The 18002-nt window shown below is 39.2% G+C and carries 12 protein-coding genes; 7 read left to right on the top strand and 5 right to left on the bottom strand.

Annotated features, from left to right (window positions below):
* Positions 1-7 precede the first annotated feature (7 nt).
* On the bottom strand, positions 8-859 hold the full coding sequence (gene panC / locus ACFSR8_RS01945; RefSeq protein ID WP_380288500.1) for a pantoate--beta-alanine ligase: 852 nt from the start codon (positions 857-859) through the stop codon (positions 8-10).
* 108 nt (positions 860-967) lie between these two features.
* Here panC and ACFSR8_RS01940 point away from each other — a divergent pair, with 108 nt between their 5' ends.
* The 7 genes from ACFSR8_RS01940 to odhB all read left to right on the top strand — a co-directional run bounded on the left by ACFSR8_RS01940 (position 968) and on the right by odhB (position 14484).
* Complete coding sequence (locus ACFSR8_RS01940; protein WP_380288498.1) at positions 968-1777, top strand: glycogen/starch synthase; 810 nt, start codon at positions 968-970, stop codon at positions 1775-1777.
* A gap of 67 nt (positions 1778-1844) precedes the next feature.
* The gene (locus tag ACFSR8_RS01935; RefSeq protein WP_380288496.1) at positions 1845-3542 is read left to right on the top strand and encodes a DUF4270 domain-containing protein; all 1698 of its coding nucleotides are present in this window, start codon (positions 1845-1847) and stop codon (positions 3540-3542) included.
* Positions 3543-3696: 154 nt separating this feature from the next.
* Positions 3697-5544 (top strand): glutamine--fructose-6-phosphate transaminase (isomerizing), encoded by a 1848-nt coding sequence (gene glmS / locus ACFSR8_RS01930; protein WP_380288494.1) that lies wholly within the window; start codon positions 3697-3699, stop codon positions 5542-5544.
* Positions 5545-5741: 197 nt separating this feature from the next.
* Positions 5742-8585, top strand: a complete 2844-nt coding sequence (locus tag ACFSR8_RS01925) for a TonB-dependent receptor (protein ID WP_380288492.1) — start codon at positions 5742-5744, stop codon at positions 8583-8585.
* Position 8586: 1 nt separating this feature from the next.
* Complete coding sequence (locus ACFSR8_RS01920) at positions 8587-10269, top strand: G-D-S-L family lipolytic protein (RefSeq protein ID WP_380288490.1); 1683 nt, start codon at positions 8587-8589, stop codon at positions 10267-10269.
* A 231-nt stretch (positions 10270-10500) separates the two neighbouring features.
* The gene (locus ACFSR8_RS01915; RefSeq protein ID WP_380288488.1) at positions 10501-13242 is read left to right on the top strand and encodes a 2-oxoglutarate dehydrogenase E1 component; all 2742 of its coding nucleotides are present in this window, start codon (positions 10501-10503) and stop codon (positions 13240-13242) included.
* Positions 13243-13272: 30 nt separating this feature from the next.
* Entirely contained in the window at positions 13273-14484 is a 1212-nt protein-coding gene (gene odhB, locus ACFSR8_RS01910; protein WP_380288486.1) for a 2-oxoglutarate dehydrogenase complex dihydrolipoyllysine-residue succinyltransferase, read from the top strand.
* Positions 14485-14533: 49 nt separating this feature from the next.
* Here odhB and ACFSR8_RS01905 read toward each other — a convergent pair whose 3' ends face one another.
* The 4 genes from ACFSR8_RS01905 to ACFSR8_RS01890 form a co-directional block, all read right to left on the bottom strand.
* Positions 14534-16264, bottom strand: a complete 1731-nt coding sequence (locus ACFSR8_RS01905) for a sodium:solute symporter family protein (RefSeq protein ID WP_380288484.1) — start codon at positions 16262-16264, stop codon at positions 14534-14536.
* A gap of 18 nt (positions 16265-16282) precedes the next feature.
* Positions 16283-16726, bottom strand: a complete 444-nt coding sequence (locus ACFSR8_RS01900) for a LexA family protein (RefSeq protein WP_186561032.1) — start codon at positions 16724-16726, stop codon at positions 16283-16285.
* A gap of 158 nt (positions 16727-16884) precedes the next feature.
* Positions 16885-17364 (bottom strand): ExbD/TolR family protein, encoded by a 480-nt coding sequence (locus ACFSR8_RS01895; protein WP_186561034.1) that lies wholly within the window; start codon positions 17362-17364, stop codon positions 16885-16887.
* A 29-nt stretch (positions 17365-17393) separates the two neighbouring features.
* Entirely contained in the window at positions 17394-18002 is a 609-nt protein-coding gene (locus tag ACFSR8_RS01890) for an ExbD/TolR family protein (RefSeq protein ID WP_186561036.1), read from the bottom strand.

Raw genomic sequence — 18002 nt, 5'->3', positions numbered from 1 at the left:
AAGATAATTAATTTAATGCGATATTGTCTATCAACCTGATATCGCCAGCATACGTAGCTATAAAAGCCCTATACTTCTTTTTTCGTGATTTTCTTTTAATTGGCTTTAGGGTTTCCACATCAGCAATGATGAAATATTCCAATTCTAACAGATCATGTGCTTTAAATTGATTTTCAACCCATTCCGTTATTTTAGTAGCACTTTTTGTGCCAAATTTTGCTTTGGCAGTTTTTAGAGTTTTATAAATAAAAGGCGACGCATTTTTATGCTCTGGCGTCAGCCTAGTGTTTCGCGAACTCATGGCCAAACCATTGGCTTCACGATGGATTTTGCAACCCACAATTTGGACGGGTAAATCATGTTTTTCAACCAATTTCCTGATGATCTGCAATTGTTGGAAGTCCTTTTCACCAAAATAGCCCTTATTCGGTTTTACAATTTGGAAAAGACGTTTAACAATTGTACCAACCCCATCAAAATGCCCGCTCCTAAACCTGCCTTCCATTTCAAACTCTAGCCCGTCAAAATCAAAGTTTTCGGACACGGGATTATCACCATAAATATCCCTTACGGCGGGTGCATAAACCAAAATATCTGTCTCACTTACCGTTTTCAACAAAGCGACATCACTTTCAAGCGTCCTGGGATACTTTTCTAAATCCTCTTTATTATCGAACTGCGTTGGGTTTACAAAAATACTGACCACAGCCTTATCGTTCTCGGCAATTGCTTTTTTAACCAATTGTAAATGCCCCTCATGAAGGGCACCCATAGTGGGAACCATTCCGACAGACAACCCTTCGGATTTCAATTTCGCTATAGCATCGCCAATCTTGCTTTTTTCGCTGTAAACAGTCACGTTTTAATAAAAAATTAACGGGTGCAAACTTATGATTTTACAGGGACTTTGCATAAATTTTTGTACTTTTGCGTGTTTTTATTTTTGAATCTTGCAAAAGCAAACCGTATGAAAGATAAGAGGATATTGTATGTATCATCTGAAGTAGTGCCCTATTTACCAGAAACCGAAATTTCTTCAATGTCATTTGAAGCCCCAAGAATGGTGAACCAGCAGGGTGGCCAAATCAGAATCTTCATGCCACGCTATGGCAATATTAACGAAAGAAGGCATCAGTTGCACGAGGTGATTCGATTATCAGGTATAAATTTGGTAATCAATGATTTAGATATGCCTCTGATTATTAAAGTGGCTTCTATTCCAAAGGAACGCATCCAAGTTTATTTTATTGACAACGACGAATATTTTAAAAGAAAGGCAACGTTAACGGATGAAAACGGGGCTCTTTTTGACGATAACGACGAACGTGCAATATTTTTTGCAAAAGGAGTTATTGAAACCGTTAAAAAATTAAACTGGTCTCCAGATATTATTCACGTCCATGGCTGGCTGGCTTCCTTATTGCCCTTGTATTTGAAAGAATATTACAAGGACGAACCCTTGTTCAACGAAAGTAAAATAGTAACTTCAGTGTACAATCAAAGTTTTAACAATACGTTAAATAAAGATATGCACAATAAGATTAAATTTGACAATATAAACGAAGAGGCTATTAAACCACTTGAAGAACCATCTTACAACAATTTAATGAAGGTTGCTATTGACTATTCCGATGCTTTGATTATCGGCTCACAAGAGATTCCCGAATATCTTGAAAATTACATCAAAGAGTCCGACAAGCCTATTATGGATTACAAGAGCAAGGACGAATTCAGCGAAGCATATACGCAGTTCTTTAACACCGAAGTGCTTAGCTAGTTTTCTATCGATTACCCTATTTATTTTATGAAAGCCCATAATGGGCATTTGGCAAAAAAACACATTGATGAAAAAGATATATAAAGCCCTAAGATATATATTGCCGGTACTGATTGCGGTATTAGCACTTGTTTCATGTGACAAAGACTTTAGCACTATACAGAGTGATGTTTTAGGTGAAGGCAATTTTAATTTTAATGCTGCAGACACTTCGTTCACCATCACTTCCTATACCAAAAAAATAGACACCGTTCAAGTTAACGGGCTGTCATCAAATATGTTAGGCGTATATAATGACCCTGTTTTTGGAAGAACAACTGCAAGTATCGTTACACAAGTTACTCCTACCTTAAATGATCCGGATTTCGGATTTGAACGGGAAGTTGATTCCGTTATTTTAACAATTCCCTACTTTAGTACGCAGGTTGATGTAGGGGATGATGGTAAGCCAGAATACCGATTAGATTCTTTGTTTGTCAAAGACAATAATACTGCGGAACCTGGAAGTTTTATGCTATCTATATATCAAAACGGCTATCCGTTAAGGGATTTTGCCTTCAGTTCGGAAGACGTACCTCAATATTATTATTCATTGGCTGAAAATAACCCTAGCCCAAATGATAATTTCATATTCACTGGGACTTCCACGGTAAATTTTGACGAAAATATTGGCCCTATGCTTTATCAAAATAATGCATTTACCCCAAGTCCTGCCCCAATTGAAACGAATGTCGTTTCTGGTACTGAAACCGTTACAGCCTTTTCTGAACCTGCAATCAAATTAAATTTAGCAAGCTCAGAAAGTCAGAAAACCTATTGGAAAAATTTGATTTTGGATATGGGAGGCACCCCAGAATTGAGTAACGCCAATCAGTTCAGAAACTACTTCAAAGGGCTTTACATTAAAGCAGAAACCTCAGGTGATGATGGTAGTTTGGTAATGCTGAACTTATTAAGTAGCAATGCAAACCTTGTTGTTTACTATAAACGGAAAATTAATGTAAGCGATGAAGAGCCAACTGCTGCCTCTTATACCCTAAATTTTTCAGGCAACAGGTTAAATACTCTAATAAATAATTACACCGGCTTGGGCGACGGGGATAAAGATAATGGTGACGCCGAGCTATTTTTAAAAGGACCCGCAGGATCCATGGCAATTATTGAGTTATTTGATGATGACGAACTAGAGGGTTTTAAGGATCTATTCATACAACGAGACGATCAAAACGAATTTTTGGAACAAAACGGCAATAAGGTATTAAAACGCTTGATAAACGAAGCGCAGATTGTTATTCATGAAGATGAAGTTATGAGGTTATCTCCTGAAATCTCAAAGTATCCAAATGGTGACGATCACACTGAATATTTAAGGCTCTATCTTTACGACCTTAAAAACAACATACCAATAATTGACTATTTTTCAGATCCTACGGATAACTTATCCAATCCAATAAACTCAAAAGTATTTAGCTTAGGACAACGATTGGTTGATGAAGATACGGGGGAAGTGACTTACAAACTCCGAATTACAGATCATCTTAACAATATCCTTGTTAGGGATTCTACCAATGTAAAATTGGGACTAGTTGTCTCAACCAATGTAAATGCCGCTCAGAATGCTCAAGTTTTAAATAGTGGAAGTACCCTAACAGGTGTACCTTCGGCAAGTATCATTTCTCCAAAAGGAACCGTATTAAACGGTAGCAATAGAATGGATGGCAAAGAGATGAAATTTGAAATATTTTTCACTGAAGCTAATAGGTAATACTGTGTTTTTTGGAATGTAATTGCCTGAAAATAAAACTTAAATGAATTTTATCGTATATATTTGAGCATTCGTATAATAATTATAAATGCATTCGCAATTATTTTTAATCTTTGCGCTTTAAATATGATAACCCCAGAAATCGAATAATATTATGTGCGGAATCGTTGGATACATTGGACATAGAGATGCCTACCCCATTGTAATAGAAGGACTTAAAAGATTAGAATATAGAGGATATGACAGTGCCGGAATTGCGCTTTTTGATGGTTCGGACTTAAAAGTATCGAAGACCAAAGGAAAAGTTTCGGACTTAGAAGAAAGAGTAACCAGCGAAATTAGCAAAAGTGGTAATCTAGGAATAGGGCATACGCGTTGGGCAACACACGGTGTGCCTAACGATGTCAACTCACACCCTCATGTTTCCAATTCTGGAGATCTGGTTCTCATTCATAACGGTATTATTGAAAACTACGAATCCCTAAAAAAGGAATTGATTGCGAGGGGGTACACTTTCAAATCTGATACAGATACTGAAGTTCTGGTCAATTTAATAGAGGAAATAAAAAACCAAGAAAACATTAAATTAGGAAAGGCTGTGCAAATAGCTCTAAACCAAGTAGTAGGAGCTTATGCCATTGCAGTATTTGACAAAAACAAGCCTGAAGAAGTAGTAGTAGCCCGTTTGGGAAGTCCTCTTGCCGTAGGTATCGGTGAGGACGAATTTTTCATTGCCAGTGATGCTTCACCATTTATAGAATATACTAAAAATGCAATCTATTTGGAAGATGAAGAAATGGCAATTATTAGATTCCATAAAGGTATCAAAGTGAGAAAAATTAAAGACGATTCTTTAGTTGATCCCTATATCCAGGAACTCCAGTTGAATTTAGAGCAAATTGAAAAAGGAGGTTACGACCACTTTATGTTAAAGGAAATCCATGAACAACCCAAAGCCATAACAGACACTTATAGGGGGCGCTTGCTGAGAGATGAAGCAATTATTAAAATGGGAGGTATTGAGGATAATATGAAAAGATTTCTCAATGCAGACCGCATAATTATTGTGGCTTGTGGCACATCATGGCATGCAGGTTTGGTAGCCGAGTACATCTTTGAGGATTTAGCTAGAATTCCCGTAGAAGTGGAATATGCTTCTGAGTTCAGGTATAGAAATCCTGTAATTACCGAAAATGATGTGTTGATTGCCATTTCCCAATCAGGGGAAACTGCCGATACACTTGCGGCAATTAAATTGGCAAAATCAAAAGGAGCCTTTGTTTTTGGCGTGTGTAACGTTGTAGGTTCGTCAATTGCAAGAGAAACGGATGCGGGGGCCTACACTCATGCAGGACCCGAAATTGGTGTAGCTTCCACAAAAGCATTTACTACACAAATTACTGTTTTAACGCTTATTGCGTTACGATTGGCTCGAGCAAAAGGAACGATTTCGAGTTCTGATTTCCGTCGTCATTTATTGGAATTGGAAATGATTCCTAATAAAGTAGAAAAGGCTCTGGAGTCTGATGCCCACATTAAAATCATATCGGATATATACAAGGACGCCACAAACTTTTTGTATTTAGGACGAGGATATAATTTTCCAGTAGCTTTAGAAGGTGCCCTCAAATTAAAGGAAATATCCTATATCCACGCGGAGGGTTATCCAGCTGCTGAAATGAAACATGGTCCTATTGCTTTGATTGACGAAAACATGCCTATAGTAGTTATAGCTACCAAAGCAGAGCACTATGATAAGGTTGTGAGTAATATCCAAGAGATTAAATCTCGAAAAGGAAAAATAATTGGAGTTGTTACTGAAGGTGACAGTATCGTTAGAGAACTTGCCGATCATGTTATTGAAGTGCCTGATACGTTAGAATCATTGTCCCCGTTATTAACCACTATCCCCTTACAATTACTTTCGTACCATATAGCTGTACTTCTCGACAAAAATGTGGATCAACCACGAAATCTAGCAAAATCCGTCACAGTAGAGTAAACCAATCAAGAGGTTGGACATAACGTTTTTAACCTCTTATTTTATTGTTTTAACAATTTTCGCTTTCAATTTTTACCAAATACGTAGTTTTTTAGTTACTTTTTTGATAAAATATACTATGCGTGCATAATTTTTTTATATTTTTGGCGCACCAGTCAAATTTTTTAGCCCTTTAATAACACTAATTAATAGCATAGATGAAAACAATACTCAAGTGTATTTTGTTGTTACTTTGCGGTTCAGTTTATGCCCAAACAACAATCTCAGGAACTGTAACCGACGATAGCGGTCAGCCTATCCCAGGTGCCAATATAATAATAGTTGGCACCTCCTCAGGAACTGTAACCGACTTTGACGGTGGCTTTACTTTAACTTCGAATCAAAATCCACCATTTACTATTCAGGCAAGTAGTGTCGGTTTTGAATCCGCAACACAAGAAGTAACCTCTGATGGCCAAAAATTCGACCTCGTATTAACCGAAGGGACTTCACTTGACGAGGTAGTAATTTCCGCCTCGCGGACACCTGAGCGAATTTTCGAATCGCCGGTAACCATTGAGCGTTTCGGTTTAAAAGAAATCAAAAATACTGCGGCAGCCGAATTCTATGATGGCCTTGAAAATCTTAAAGGTGTAGATATCAACACAAACAGTTTAACGTTCAAATCCATCAATACCAGAGGTTTTGCCACATTTGCCAACACGCGTTTTATGCAACTTGTGGATGGTATGGACAACGCGGCTCCATTACTGAACTTTCCCCTCGGGAACTTACTCGGAATGATTGAAACGGATGTGCAAAGTGTCGAATTATTACCTGGAGCCGCTTCAGCGCTTTACGGCGCGAACGCTTTTAACGGTATTCTGTTTATGCGCAGTAAAAATCCTTTTGACCATGCAGGAATCAGTGGATATTATAAGTATGGGATGACTTCGCAGGAAGCCGCTGGAGATAATCAATATATTGACTATGGTATACGTGCTGCCCACAAATTCAATGATAAATTCGCCGCCAAAATTAACTTTAGTTATCTGCAAGGAACGGATTGGGTTGCAAACGATACAAGAGGAAAGGATAGAACTAGCTCCATAGTAAACCCAAATAGTACAAGGGAGAATGATATTGATTACGATGGCGTAAATATTTATGGTGATTTGGCCTCAAGTAATATTGCAAACGTAGCCCAGATCCTGGCCGGTTTAGGAGAATTGCCTAATCCTGCACTTGCCAACTTAGTTCCTTCTGTAAATGTGAGCAGAACAGGATATGCAGAATCGGCGTTAACAGATTATGATGCTAAAAGCATTAAAGCAGACTGGGGTCTTTACTATCGACCATGGGGCAATGATTTTGAAATACAATATGTCGGTAAAATAGGTTCTGGCGCTACCATCTACCAAGGGTCAAACAGGTATCAAATAAAAGATTTCTTTTTACAGCAACATAAAATAGAAGTAAAAAACGACAATTTTTTTGTGAGGGGCTACATAACCCGAGAAAATGCCGGAAACTCATACGACATGGTATTTACTGGTTTGAATATCAATAGAAAATGGAAATCTGATGAGCAATGGTTTGGGGAATATACTGGGGCGTTTATACAAGGTACCTTAGCTGGTTTAACAGCAGATGAGGCGCACGCCCAGGCACGAACAGTTGCTGATACCGGCCGTTTTGAACCTGGCTCTCCTGAATTCCAGCAGGCCTTTAATACAGTTACGGCCGACCCGGACGTACTAACAGGTAGTCAACTTAGAGATCAATCTAAATTGAACCACATCGACGCCAATTATAATTTTAGCCATTTAATCGATTGGGGCGAAATTCAAGTTGGTGGGTCCTATCGTAATTATGAATTGAATTCGTTCGGGTCTATTTATACCGATAAATTAAGTTCCATTCCCTATTCTGAAGTTGGAGTTTACGCACAGCTTCAAAAGAAATTTTTGAAGGACGAACGTTTAAAAGTTACGGCATCCATCCGTTATGATAAATCTGAACTTTTTGATCCTTTTTTCTCTCCGAGAGTATCTTTCGGGTACAATATAGGTGATGACGAAAACCATAACATAAGGGCATCGTTCCAGACGGGTTTTAGAAATCCAGACACCCAATCCCTTTATATTGGATTTGATGTAGGTCCAATCATCTTGTTGGGGGGTGCAAAAGACAATCCGCAAAGGGATATTAGGACGAGAAGCGGAGCGGACATTTCACCTACCGGCCAAGCCATTTTAGGCACAAATAGTTTTACATATGATGCTACTGGAGCTTATAATAATTCGTTTACCCGAAGTTCAGTTACGGCATTTAGCCAATCGCAAAACCCAGCCGATTTACAAATTGCAAATCCAGAATTGGTAAAGCCTGAGCAGGTTACTTCTTTCGAGGTGGGTTATAGAGGTAAGGTTGATAAAGTTATAATCGATTTGAGTGCGTATCACAATAGGTACAAAGATTTTATTACATCTGTAGATGTTATCAGTCCTTTTTATGGTGACGTACAATTATCGGAAACGTTTCCGGTAAACGGTACACCCACCCCTCTTTCGGTTATTGCCTTAGCCAATGAAGATTTTCAAGCATACCGTGCTAATACGAATACAACAGCTGATGTTAGTTCTTGGGGTGCCTCCATTGGAGTAACTACAAAAGTATTTGGGGATTATGATTTAGGTGCAAACTATACCTATGCTCGTTTAGACTTTGACCGTGCCACAAATCCTGATTTCCAGACTAACTTCAATACCCCTGAGCACAAGTTTAAAGCTACTTTTGGAAATACGGATCTTTTCAAAAACTTTGGCTTTAATGTGGCGTGGAGATGGAGCGATAATTACGTCTGGGAAGCCACATTCCTAACGGCTGATGTCCCAGCATACCATGTACTGGATGCCCAAATTAATTTTAGGGTTCCAAAAATTAAATCTCAGTTTAAGGCAGGCGCAACAAACCTTATGGGGGATGAATATTTCACAGCTGCGGGAACTGGACGTATCGGTTCCCAATATTATGTTTCATGGATAATTAACAACTTATAAGATGATGACTTCAAATTTTAAATGTATATGGTTTTTTACACTTCTTTTAGGGTTTTTGTCCTGTGAGGAAGTTCAAGATATTATACCTGAAGAGGAAATGCTCCCAGAGTTGACCGCTGGCTCAGCTGATTTTTCTAACTATGTTGCCGTTGGTGCATCTTTTACGGCTGGGTTTACAGATAACGGCCTGTTTATTGCCGCTCAAGAGAACTCCTTCCCAAATACCTTGTCAAAGCAATTTGCTAAAATTGGGGGCGGAGAATTCAAACAGCCATTAATGAACGACAACACCGGTGGGATTTTAGCAGGAGGCAATGTAGTACGAGGGTATCGTTTTATTTTTAATCCCAATATCCCAGGGCCTCAGGCAGTGGATCAATTTTTGGCAAGCCTAAGTGCCCCAGTGCCACCAATAACTACCGAAGCAACCACTAACATAGGTAGTGATTTCAATAATTTTGGAATACCCGGTGCTAAAAGTTTTCATTTGGTAACACCAGGTTATGCTGTATTTAATCCCTTTTATACAAGGATTGCTTCTTCTCCAGGCGCTACCGTTTTAGGAGATGCCATGGCACAAAACCCAACCTTCTTTACGCTGTCGGAAGTAGGCGGTGATGATGTTTTAGGCTATGCTATAGCTGGAGGTGATGGCGTTGACCAAACAGGAAATTTGAATCCCGCGTCTTACGGTATTACTGATATTACAGATCCCAGTGTATTTGCACAAACCTTTAACGCCATGGTATCTACTTTAACGGCAGGAGGTGCCAAAGGCGTGGTAACCAACGTACCGGACATCACAGATTTACCACATTTTACTACTGTGCCACACAATCCTTTGGATCCAAATGATGAAGATACTGGACCTGCTCTTGCAGCTCAAATACCAACCTTGAACGCACTATATGGTAACTTAAATGGTGTTTATGCATTTCTAGAGTCTCAAGGTGCTATCGATGATGCTAATGTCAGAAGCGTAGTTTTTGCTACAGACGTTCCAAATCCTGTGGTGATAGTAGATGAAGACTTAAATAATATTTCCGCTTTAATTACTCAGACTTTATTGGGTAGCCCTCTATTTCCTCAATTTTTAGATCAATTTGGACTCCCAGCCATAGCTGCTCCCCAAGTGGCAGGCTTTTTAGGGTTGATTTATGGACAATCGAGACCAGCTACTGCAGAAGATTTATTGGTTTTAACAAGTTCAACAGTTATAGGAGGGGTTAATGCGCCTTTTATGGCATTTCTTGAAAGTCAAAACTTATCAGAAGCTTTAGCTGCTCAATTTGCAGTTGAAGGCATAACTTTACCTTTGGAAGACAAATGGGTAATAACGCCTCAGGAACAAATGAACATCAAAACGGCAACGGATAGTTACAACGCAACTATTGCGGGTGTAGCCGATTCTAATGAAAATGTTGCCTTAGTGGACCTAAATGCAACGCTTAAAGAGGCTGCAACAACGGGCATAAACTTTGATGGGTTTAATCTTACTGCCGATTTGGTTACCGGTGGTGCCGTAGGTTTGGACGGCATCCATTTAACTGGAAGGGGCTATGCGTTTATGGCCAATAAATTCTTGGAAGCTATTGATGAAAAATTTGGTTCTAATTTTATGGCTTCGGGCAATGTGGCCAAAGCCAGTAGTTTTCCGACAAATTACTCACCAACTCTGCAATAGATTCAAAATTCTTAAAATAGAAAAGCACTCTCAAAATATTGAAAGTGCTTTTTTTATATTTCAAAATTAAGCGTAACAAAACTCGAAATTCTCAAAATTTTAAGGGATTCATAATGTTATTGATTAAAAGCGCAGGCGCCTATTACAAATATCTCTAAAGGCGTATCATATATTATCAAAAGTTGTATTTTTGAAGAATATTTTTTCTCGAAGCGATAGCATCAAAAAATAATGGATAAATTTTCCTTTTTAAACGCTGCACATACCGCATATTTTGCGGATTTATATGAGCAATATTTGCAAAATCCCGATAGTGTTGAACCCAGTTGGAGAGCCTTTTTTCAAGGTTATGATTTTGGCTCTGAAAACTATGGCCTTGACGGTGAGATTGTAGAAGGCGTTACAACACAAATCCCCGAGCACATTCAAAAAGAATTCCAGGTAGCCCGTTTAATTGACGGCTACAGAGGGCGGGGACATCTGTTTACAAAAACCAATCCAGTTAGGGATCGAAGAACCTATTCACCTACCTTGGACATCGAAAATTTCGGCCTCTCCGAAAACGATTTAGATACGGTTTTCAATGCAGGTGAAGTTTTAGGGATTGGTGCCCAAACGCTTAGGATAATCATTGCGCATCTTGACAGTATATACTGTGATTCCATTGGTGTGGAGTACATGTACCTTAGGAATCCAGAGGTGATAAAATGGTGGCAGGACAAGCTAAACGTCAACGACAATCATCCAAACTATTCCGCCGAAACCAAAAAATACATCCTTTCAAAATTGAACCAAGCGGTAAATTTTGAAAACTTTTTGCAAACCAAATACGTAGGCCAAAAACGATTTTCGTTGGAAGGTGGTGAGTCGTTAATTCCGGCTATCAGTAATACATTGTATATGGCCGTTGAAAAATATGGCGTAAAGGAATGTGTACTGGGGATGGCGCACCGCGGAAGATTGTCCACATTGGTCAATATTTTTAGAAAGCCAATGCGCGAACTGTTTAGTGAGTTTGAAGGCAAAGATTTTGAGGATGAAAATATTGATGGTGATGTTAAGTACCATTTAGGATTAACATTGGATAAAACCTATCAAAACGGTAAGTCCATAAAAATGAATTTAGTGCCGAATCCTTCGCACTTAGAAACAGTTGGACCAGTGGCCGAGGGAATTACGCGTGCCAAAATCGATGCCGATTATGGTGGAGATGATTCTAAAATTCTACCAATCCTTGTGCATGGTGATGCTGCCATTGCCGGGCAGGGTATCGTTTATGAAGTAGCTCAAATGAGTCAATTAAATGGCTATAAAACTGGTGGTACTGTGCATATTGTTGTAAACAACCAAATAGGGTTTACTACTAATTATCTTGACGCCCGTTCTAGCACCTACTGCACAGATGTTGCAAAAGTAACATTATCTCCCGTCATGCACGTTAATTCAGATGATGCAGAAGCGGTTGTACATGCGGTGGAAATGGCTCTAGACTACAGAATGCGGTATAAAAAAGACGTATATATTGATTTATTGGGCTACAGAAAATATGGGCATAATGAAGGTGACGAACCTCGTTTTACACAACCCAATTTATATAAAAATATTTCCAAGCACCCCAACCCGTTCAAGATATATTCGGATAAGCTCATCGCTGAAAATACGATAGATAAAACTTACTCCGAGGCCATCGTTGCAGAATTCAAAAACACTTTGGAAAGTGAATACGAAAAGGCCAAAGAAGCTGAGTCTTCCAAAGTAAGGGAGTTTATGCAGGAACGCTGGAATGGTTTTGAACGAAAAGGCATTGAAGCCATGTTGGAAAGTGAGGATACATCCTATGGGGAAGATGAGTTAAAATATATTTCAAAATTAGTTTCAACAGTTCCTGAGGGTGTTAAATTTTTGCGCAAAGCAGAACGTATTTTAGAAGGGCGCGCCAAAATGGTATTTGAAACCGACACTTTGGATTGGGGGATGGCAGAAACTCTAGCATATGGCAGCCTGTTGGAGGAAGGTTATAACGTGCGTATATCAGGTCAGGATGTTGAGCGAGGGACCTTTAGCCATCGTCATGCCATTTTGCGTGATGTGATTTCTGAGGAACGGGTCAATCTCTTGAATACCAACCCAAACAACAAAGGCCATATGGACATCTATAATTCATTTTTGTCGGAATATGGCGTGCTAGGTTTTGATTATGGTTATGCTATGGCCAATCCAAATACCTTGACGATTTGGGAAGCTCAGTTTGGTGATTTTAGTAACGGTGCACAAATCATTTTTGACCAATATTTATCCGCCGCCGAGGACAAGTGGAAAGCCCAAAACGGTATTGTAGTTTTACTACCACATGGCTATGAAGGCCAAGGTTCGGAGCACTCATCCGCAAGGATGGAACGCTATTTACAGTTGTGTGGCAACGACAATATGATTGTTGCAGATTGCACCACACCTGCTAACATGTTTCATTTATTAAGGCGACAAATGAAACGCGGTTTCAGGAAACCTCTAATCGTTTTCACACCTAAAAGTTTATTACGACACCCAAAAGCAGTATCTTCTATTGGTGAATTGGCGAATGGTACGTTTCAAGAAGTGATCGATGATACTATTGACCCAAAAAGGGTTGAAAAATTAGTGTTTTGTACGGGTAAATTTTATTATGATTTATTGGCGAAACGCGAGGAGCTGGATACTTCCAACATTGCTTTGGTGAGGATTGAGCAACTGTTCCCTTTACATCTTGAAAACATTCAAAAGGTTATTGACAGATACCCAAATGTAAAACGTTATGTTTGGGCCCAGGAAGAACCTGAAAATATGGGTGCCTGGAGTTACTTGTTGCAACGTATGAATTTAGTGAAATTAGAAGTAAATTCCAGACCGTTTAATTCTGTACCTGCACCAGGTTCTAGCACAAGGGATAAGGCTCGACAGCAAAAGGTTATCAATACAGTTTTTGATATAAAATAATTTAAAGAATACAATTAAAGTTATACACACATGATTTTAGAAATGAAAGTACCATCACCAGGAGAATCTATTACAGAAGTAGAGATTGCTGAGTGGTTAGTTGAAGATGGGGATTATGTTGAAAAGGATCAAGCCATTGCCGAAGTAGATAGCGATAAAGCTACGCTAGAACTTCCAGCTGAAGCCAGTGGTACTATTACATTAAAGGCAGAAGAAGGTGATGCTGTGGCCGTTGGCGCAGTGGTTTGCCATATCGATACGAATGCCGAAAAACCAGAGGGCGGCGATGCCCCAAAAGAAGAAAAGAAAGAAGAAGCGCCCAAACCAGAGGCTAAATCTGCTCCTGTAACTGAAACCAAGACTTACGCTACTGGAAGTGCAAGTCCAGCAGCCAAAAAGATTTTGGCAGAAAAGGGCATTGAGGCCTCTTCTATTCAAGGTACTGGAAAAGATGGCAGGGTTACTAAAGATGATGCGGTAAATGCTGTTCCTTCTATGGGCACACCAACTGGTGGAAGCCGTGGCACTTCAAGAAGCAAAATGTCCATGTTGAGACGTAAAGTTGCCGAACGTTTAGTGGAAGCTAAAAATACCACGGCAATGTTGACGACATTTAATGAAGTTGACATGTCGCCCATATTCGCTTTAAGAAGCGAATATAAAGAAACGTTTAAGGCGAAACATGGCGTAAGTTTAGGGTTTATGAGTTTCTTTACCCTAGCAGTAGTTAGGGCGCTTAAAATGTATCCAGCTGTTAATTCGATGATTGATGGCAAGGAAATGATTTCCTATGATTTTTGTGATATCAGCATTGCTGTTTCTGGGCCAAAAGGTTTGATGGTCCCTGTAATGCGAAATGCCGAAAATTTAAGCTTTAGAGGTGTTGAATCAGAAGTGAAACGTTTGGCTATTCGTGCTCGTGATGGCCAAATTACTGTAGATGAAATGACAGGTGGCACCTTCACGATTTCTAACGGTGGTGTATTTGGAAGTATGCTATCTACGCCGATTATCAACCCTCCTCAAAGCGGTATTTTAGGAATGCACAACATTGTGGAACGTCCGGTTGCTGTGGATGGCAAGGTTGAAATCAGACCAATTATGTATGTGGCTCTGTCCTATGACCACAGAATTATTGATGGTAAGGAAAGTGTTGGTTTCTTGGTAGCCGTAAAAGAAGCACTCGAAAGCCCAGTTGAATTACTAATGGATAATGACGTAAAAAAAGCCCTAGAACTTTAGTCATTTTGACAATAATACTTTAAAGGTGAGGCAGAAGCTTCACCTTTTTTTATACAATTTTCTTCCAGTTTCTTACCAAAATGGACACACACGTAATCGAAGTTGCCGATAATGCTATACCTCTGTTTATATCGCCATATATAAAATATCCAGTTGCAAAAAGAAAACTATAAGTCCCAATTATCCCAAGCAGGAATCCTAAAATTTTAAACTTAAAATTCTTGAACTTATCTTCTTGGCCAAATACCAAATCTTCAAATTTATGGATGGTTTCCGCGTCCGTTTTTGTTGTGAGTAACGTGACTATTACCCAACCAATTGTGGTTATCAATACTCCTAAAATCAACTGCCAATAACCCTTCATTTCAAACCAAGGCGTATCCAGCTTCCCATTAATAAAGAAAACAACAGCTATAATAAATGAAATAACCATCGCAGCAATTTCGCTATATGGGTTAATGCGATTCCAAAACCATCTCATAATGAATAATAATCCTGTACCCGCTCCAATTTGCAACAACAAATCGAAAACATCCTTTGCCGACTTGATATAAAAAGAAAACAAGGCGGCACAAACCATTAACACCACAGTAGAAATTCTACCGATAAGCACCTTTTGCTTTTCGGAGGCCTCCTTATTCACAAAACGCGCATAAAAATCATTCACTACATAGGAACTTCCCCAGTTGAGTTGCGTGGAAATTGTACTCATGAATGCGGCGATAAGAGACGTAAGCACAATACCGATTAACCCTGCTGGTAAATAAGTCATCATTGCTGCATAGGCTACGTCGTGTCCTTGCATATCGGCATTTAAATTGGGGAAAGTAGCATTTATACTTTCTAAACTGGGAAACACAACCAATGAAGCCAAACCTACCACAATCCATGGCCAAGGCCTCAAGGCGTAGTGCGCAAAATTGAAAAACAAAGTAGCCCAGGTGGCATGTTTTTCGTCTTTGGCCGCAAGCATACGTTGGGCTATATAGCCTCCTCCTCCGGGTTCAGCTCCAGGATACCATGTACTCCACCACTGCACGGCAAAAGGGATTATAAACAATGTAATCATTACATCGGAATTGGAAAAATCGGGGAGAATGTCCAGCTTGTTAACCACGTTTTCGTGAGCTAATAAATTTTGCATCCCGCCAATTTCGGGAAGGTTTACAATGTAAATGGTTGCCCAAATTGAGCCGACCATGGCAATAATGAACTGTATAAAATCTGTTATCAAAACTCCCTTCAGACCACCTAAGGAAGAATAAATTACGACGATGATGGAAGAATACAGCAATGCATCCGATTGCGACAAACCAAGCAAAATATTGGCAATTTTAGCCCCAGCCAAACAAACACCTGCCATGGTAATAATATTAAAAACCACTCCCAAATAAATAGCCCTAAAGCCTCTCAAAAAACTGGCAGGTTTCCCGGAATACCTTAATTCATAAAACTCCAAATCAGTAGAAATCCCAGATTTTCGCCAAAGTTTCGCATAAAAAAATACCGTAAGCATGCCTGTTAAAAGAAAGGCCCACCAAACCCAATTGCCTGATACCCCATCTTTTCTAACAAGTTCAGTTACCAATCCAGGCGTATCTGCTGCAAACGTAGTGGCCACCATGGAAACCCCCAATAGCCACCATGGCATATTACGCCCAGATAAAAAGAATTCAGCACTGTTTTTTCCTGCTTGTTTTGAAACCCAAATACCAATGCATAATGTAACGAGAAAGAAAGCTATTACGATTCCAATATCTAATCCTGAAAGGTTGACCATATATAAGAAACTATAGTGCTAGTAAACTTTTTTTATCACGTTGGTCACAATCCCCCAAATGATGAAGTTATTTTCCTCAGTTATTTGAATTATGGGATACTCGGGATTTTCAGGTTGCAACCACACCCCATTTTCTCTGACCTTTAGTCGCTTTACAGTAAACTCGCCATCTAAAAAACACACTGCTATTTTATTATGCTCGGGTTTCAAGCTTCTATCGATAACCAATAAATCGTCATCATCCAAACCAGCTCCAATCATGGACTGTCCGCTTACGCGAGCAAAAAAAGTGGCATCTTTGTTCCTGATGAGTTCCCTATCAAGAGATAGTCGCTGTTCCTTAAAATCATCCGCTGGTGATGGGAATCCAGCCGAAACGCCTATATCAAAAAAAGGGGCACCAGAATTCATGAAGGATTGCGGACTAAAAATGGTTAAGGCTTTTGAACTATATTGCAACATATTTTTCGGAATTAGGACAGGGTTAAAAGCTCCTAAAGTTAATAAATATCAAACCGATTATTGAGTTTTAGAACATAAAAAAAGTCGAGAATAAACTCCCGACTTTCAGATGTTCAAACTAGAACATTATTTTTAACAGTACTAAGATTTTTTTTAGTTTACTTTATGTTGGTCAAGGCGTCACCCAAACCAGTAGTATAATTGATCTTTAAAGCATTTACTTTCCTTAGTTCCTGCTTTACGTCGCCTACAATACCCATATTGGCATCTCTATCCACCTTCAGTGAAACGGTTAAAAAAGGCACCAACTCCTCACGCAAAGCAGCTCTTTCCTCTGCTATAAATGGCGCGATGTCCCTGATGTCTGAAAACTTATCATTCAGCTGAATCCTAGCCTCAGTTCCAAATTTTTCATAGCCTTTACTTGGTTGTCCCATGTAAATGTAACTGACAGGGTTCTTTTTATCTAGCTTCTCAACTTGATCAGCTAAAGGCAAGTTATTTTTAATAAAAAGCGTGTCTTCCCGCATTACCGTTGCCACCATAAAAAAGAATAACAACATGAAAACAATATCGGGTAAAGACGCCGTATTGATTGGTGCCAAACCGCCGTCCTTTTTCTTTTTAAATTTAGACATATTCTTTTAAGTTATTTTATTCTTTGTTATTAGTCAACTACCTCTGACAACTTCTGAGGAATCTCAGTCTTAATCTCGTCAATAAGAGCCTTTAATTTGTCCTTATTTCCATTCCATCTTACATCCTTGTAAGTTTCCTGCATTTCTATGAAATTCATGTTAGGAAACCCTCTTTTAGCCCCAACTTGCAGGGCTCGTCTGTTTCTTAAAACATTGTATGCTGCCACAAGTTCATTTTGAACCGCTATGTAAGCTGCATAGGATGTCTCACGGTCATTCTTCAATGAAATTACTGCTTTATCCGGATTATCAGAGGACTTCGGATCCTTTTTTCCTTGACAGAAGCTACAAGATTTATCACCGTTGTTATCCAAAAATTCAACGGCCGCTTTTCTTAAATCCTTAATCTCCATTTGCTCATCTTCCACTAGCAATTGATCATTTTTATTAATCAATACAGTGAAGATATTTTTTTGCTTTATAATGACATCTTCTTCAGATTCTTCCATTGGCGGCAACTTACGGTTAATACCGGAGTCCTTTTCAATGGTTGTGGTCACAAGGAAGAAAATCAATAAAAGGAAAGCAATGTCGGCCATTGAGCCTGCATTAACTTCCGGTGCTGCTCGTTTTGCCAT

The sequence above is a fragment of the Hyunsoonleella rubra genome, assembly GCF_042684665.1.
In the GTDB taxonomy this organism is placed as follows: Bacteria; Bacteroidota; Bacteroidia; order Flavobacteriales; family Flavobacteriaceae; genus Jejuia; species Jejuia rubra.
The sequence above is the reverse complement of the archived record's forward strand: the minus strand, read 5'-3'. Positions and strand labels throughout refer to the sequence as shown.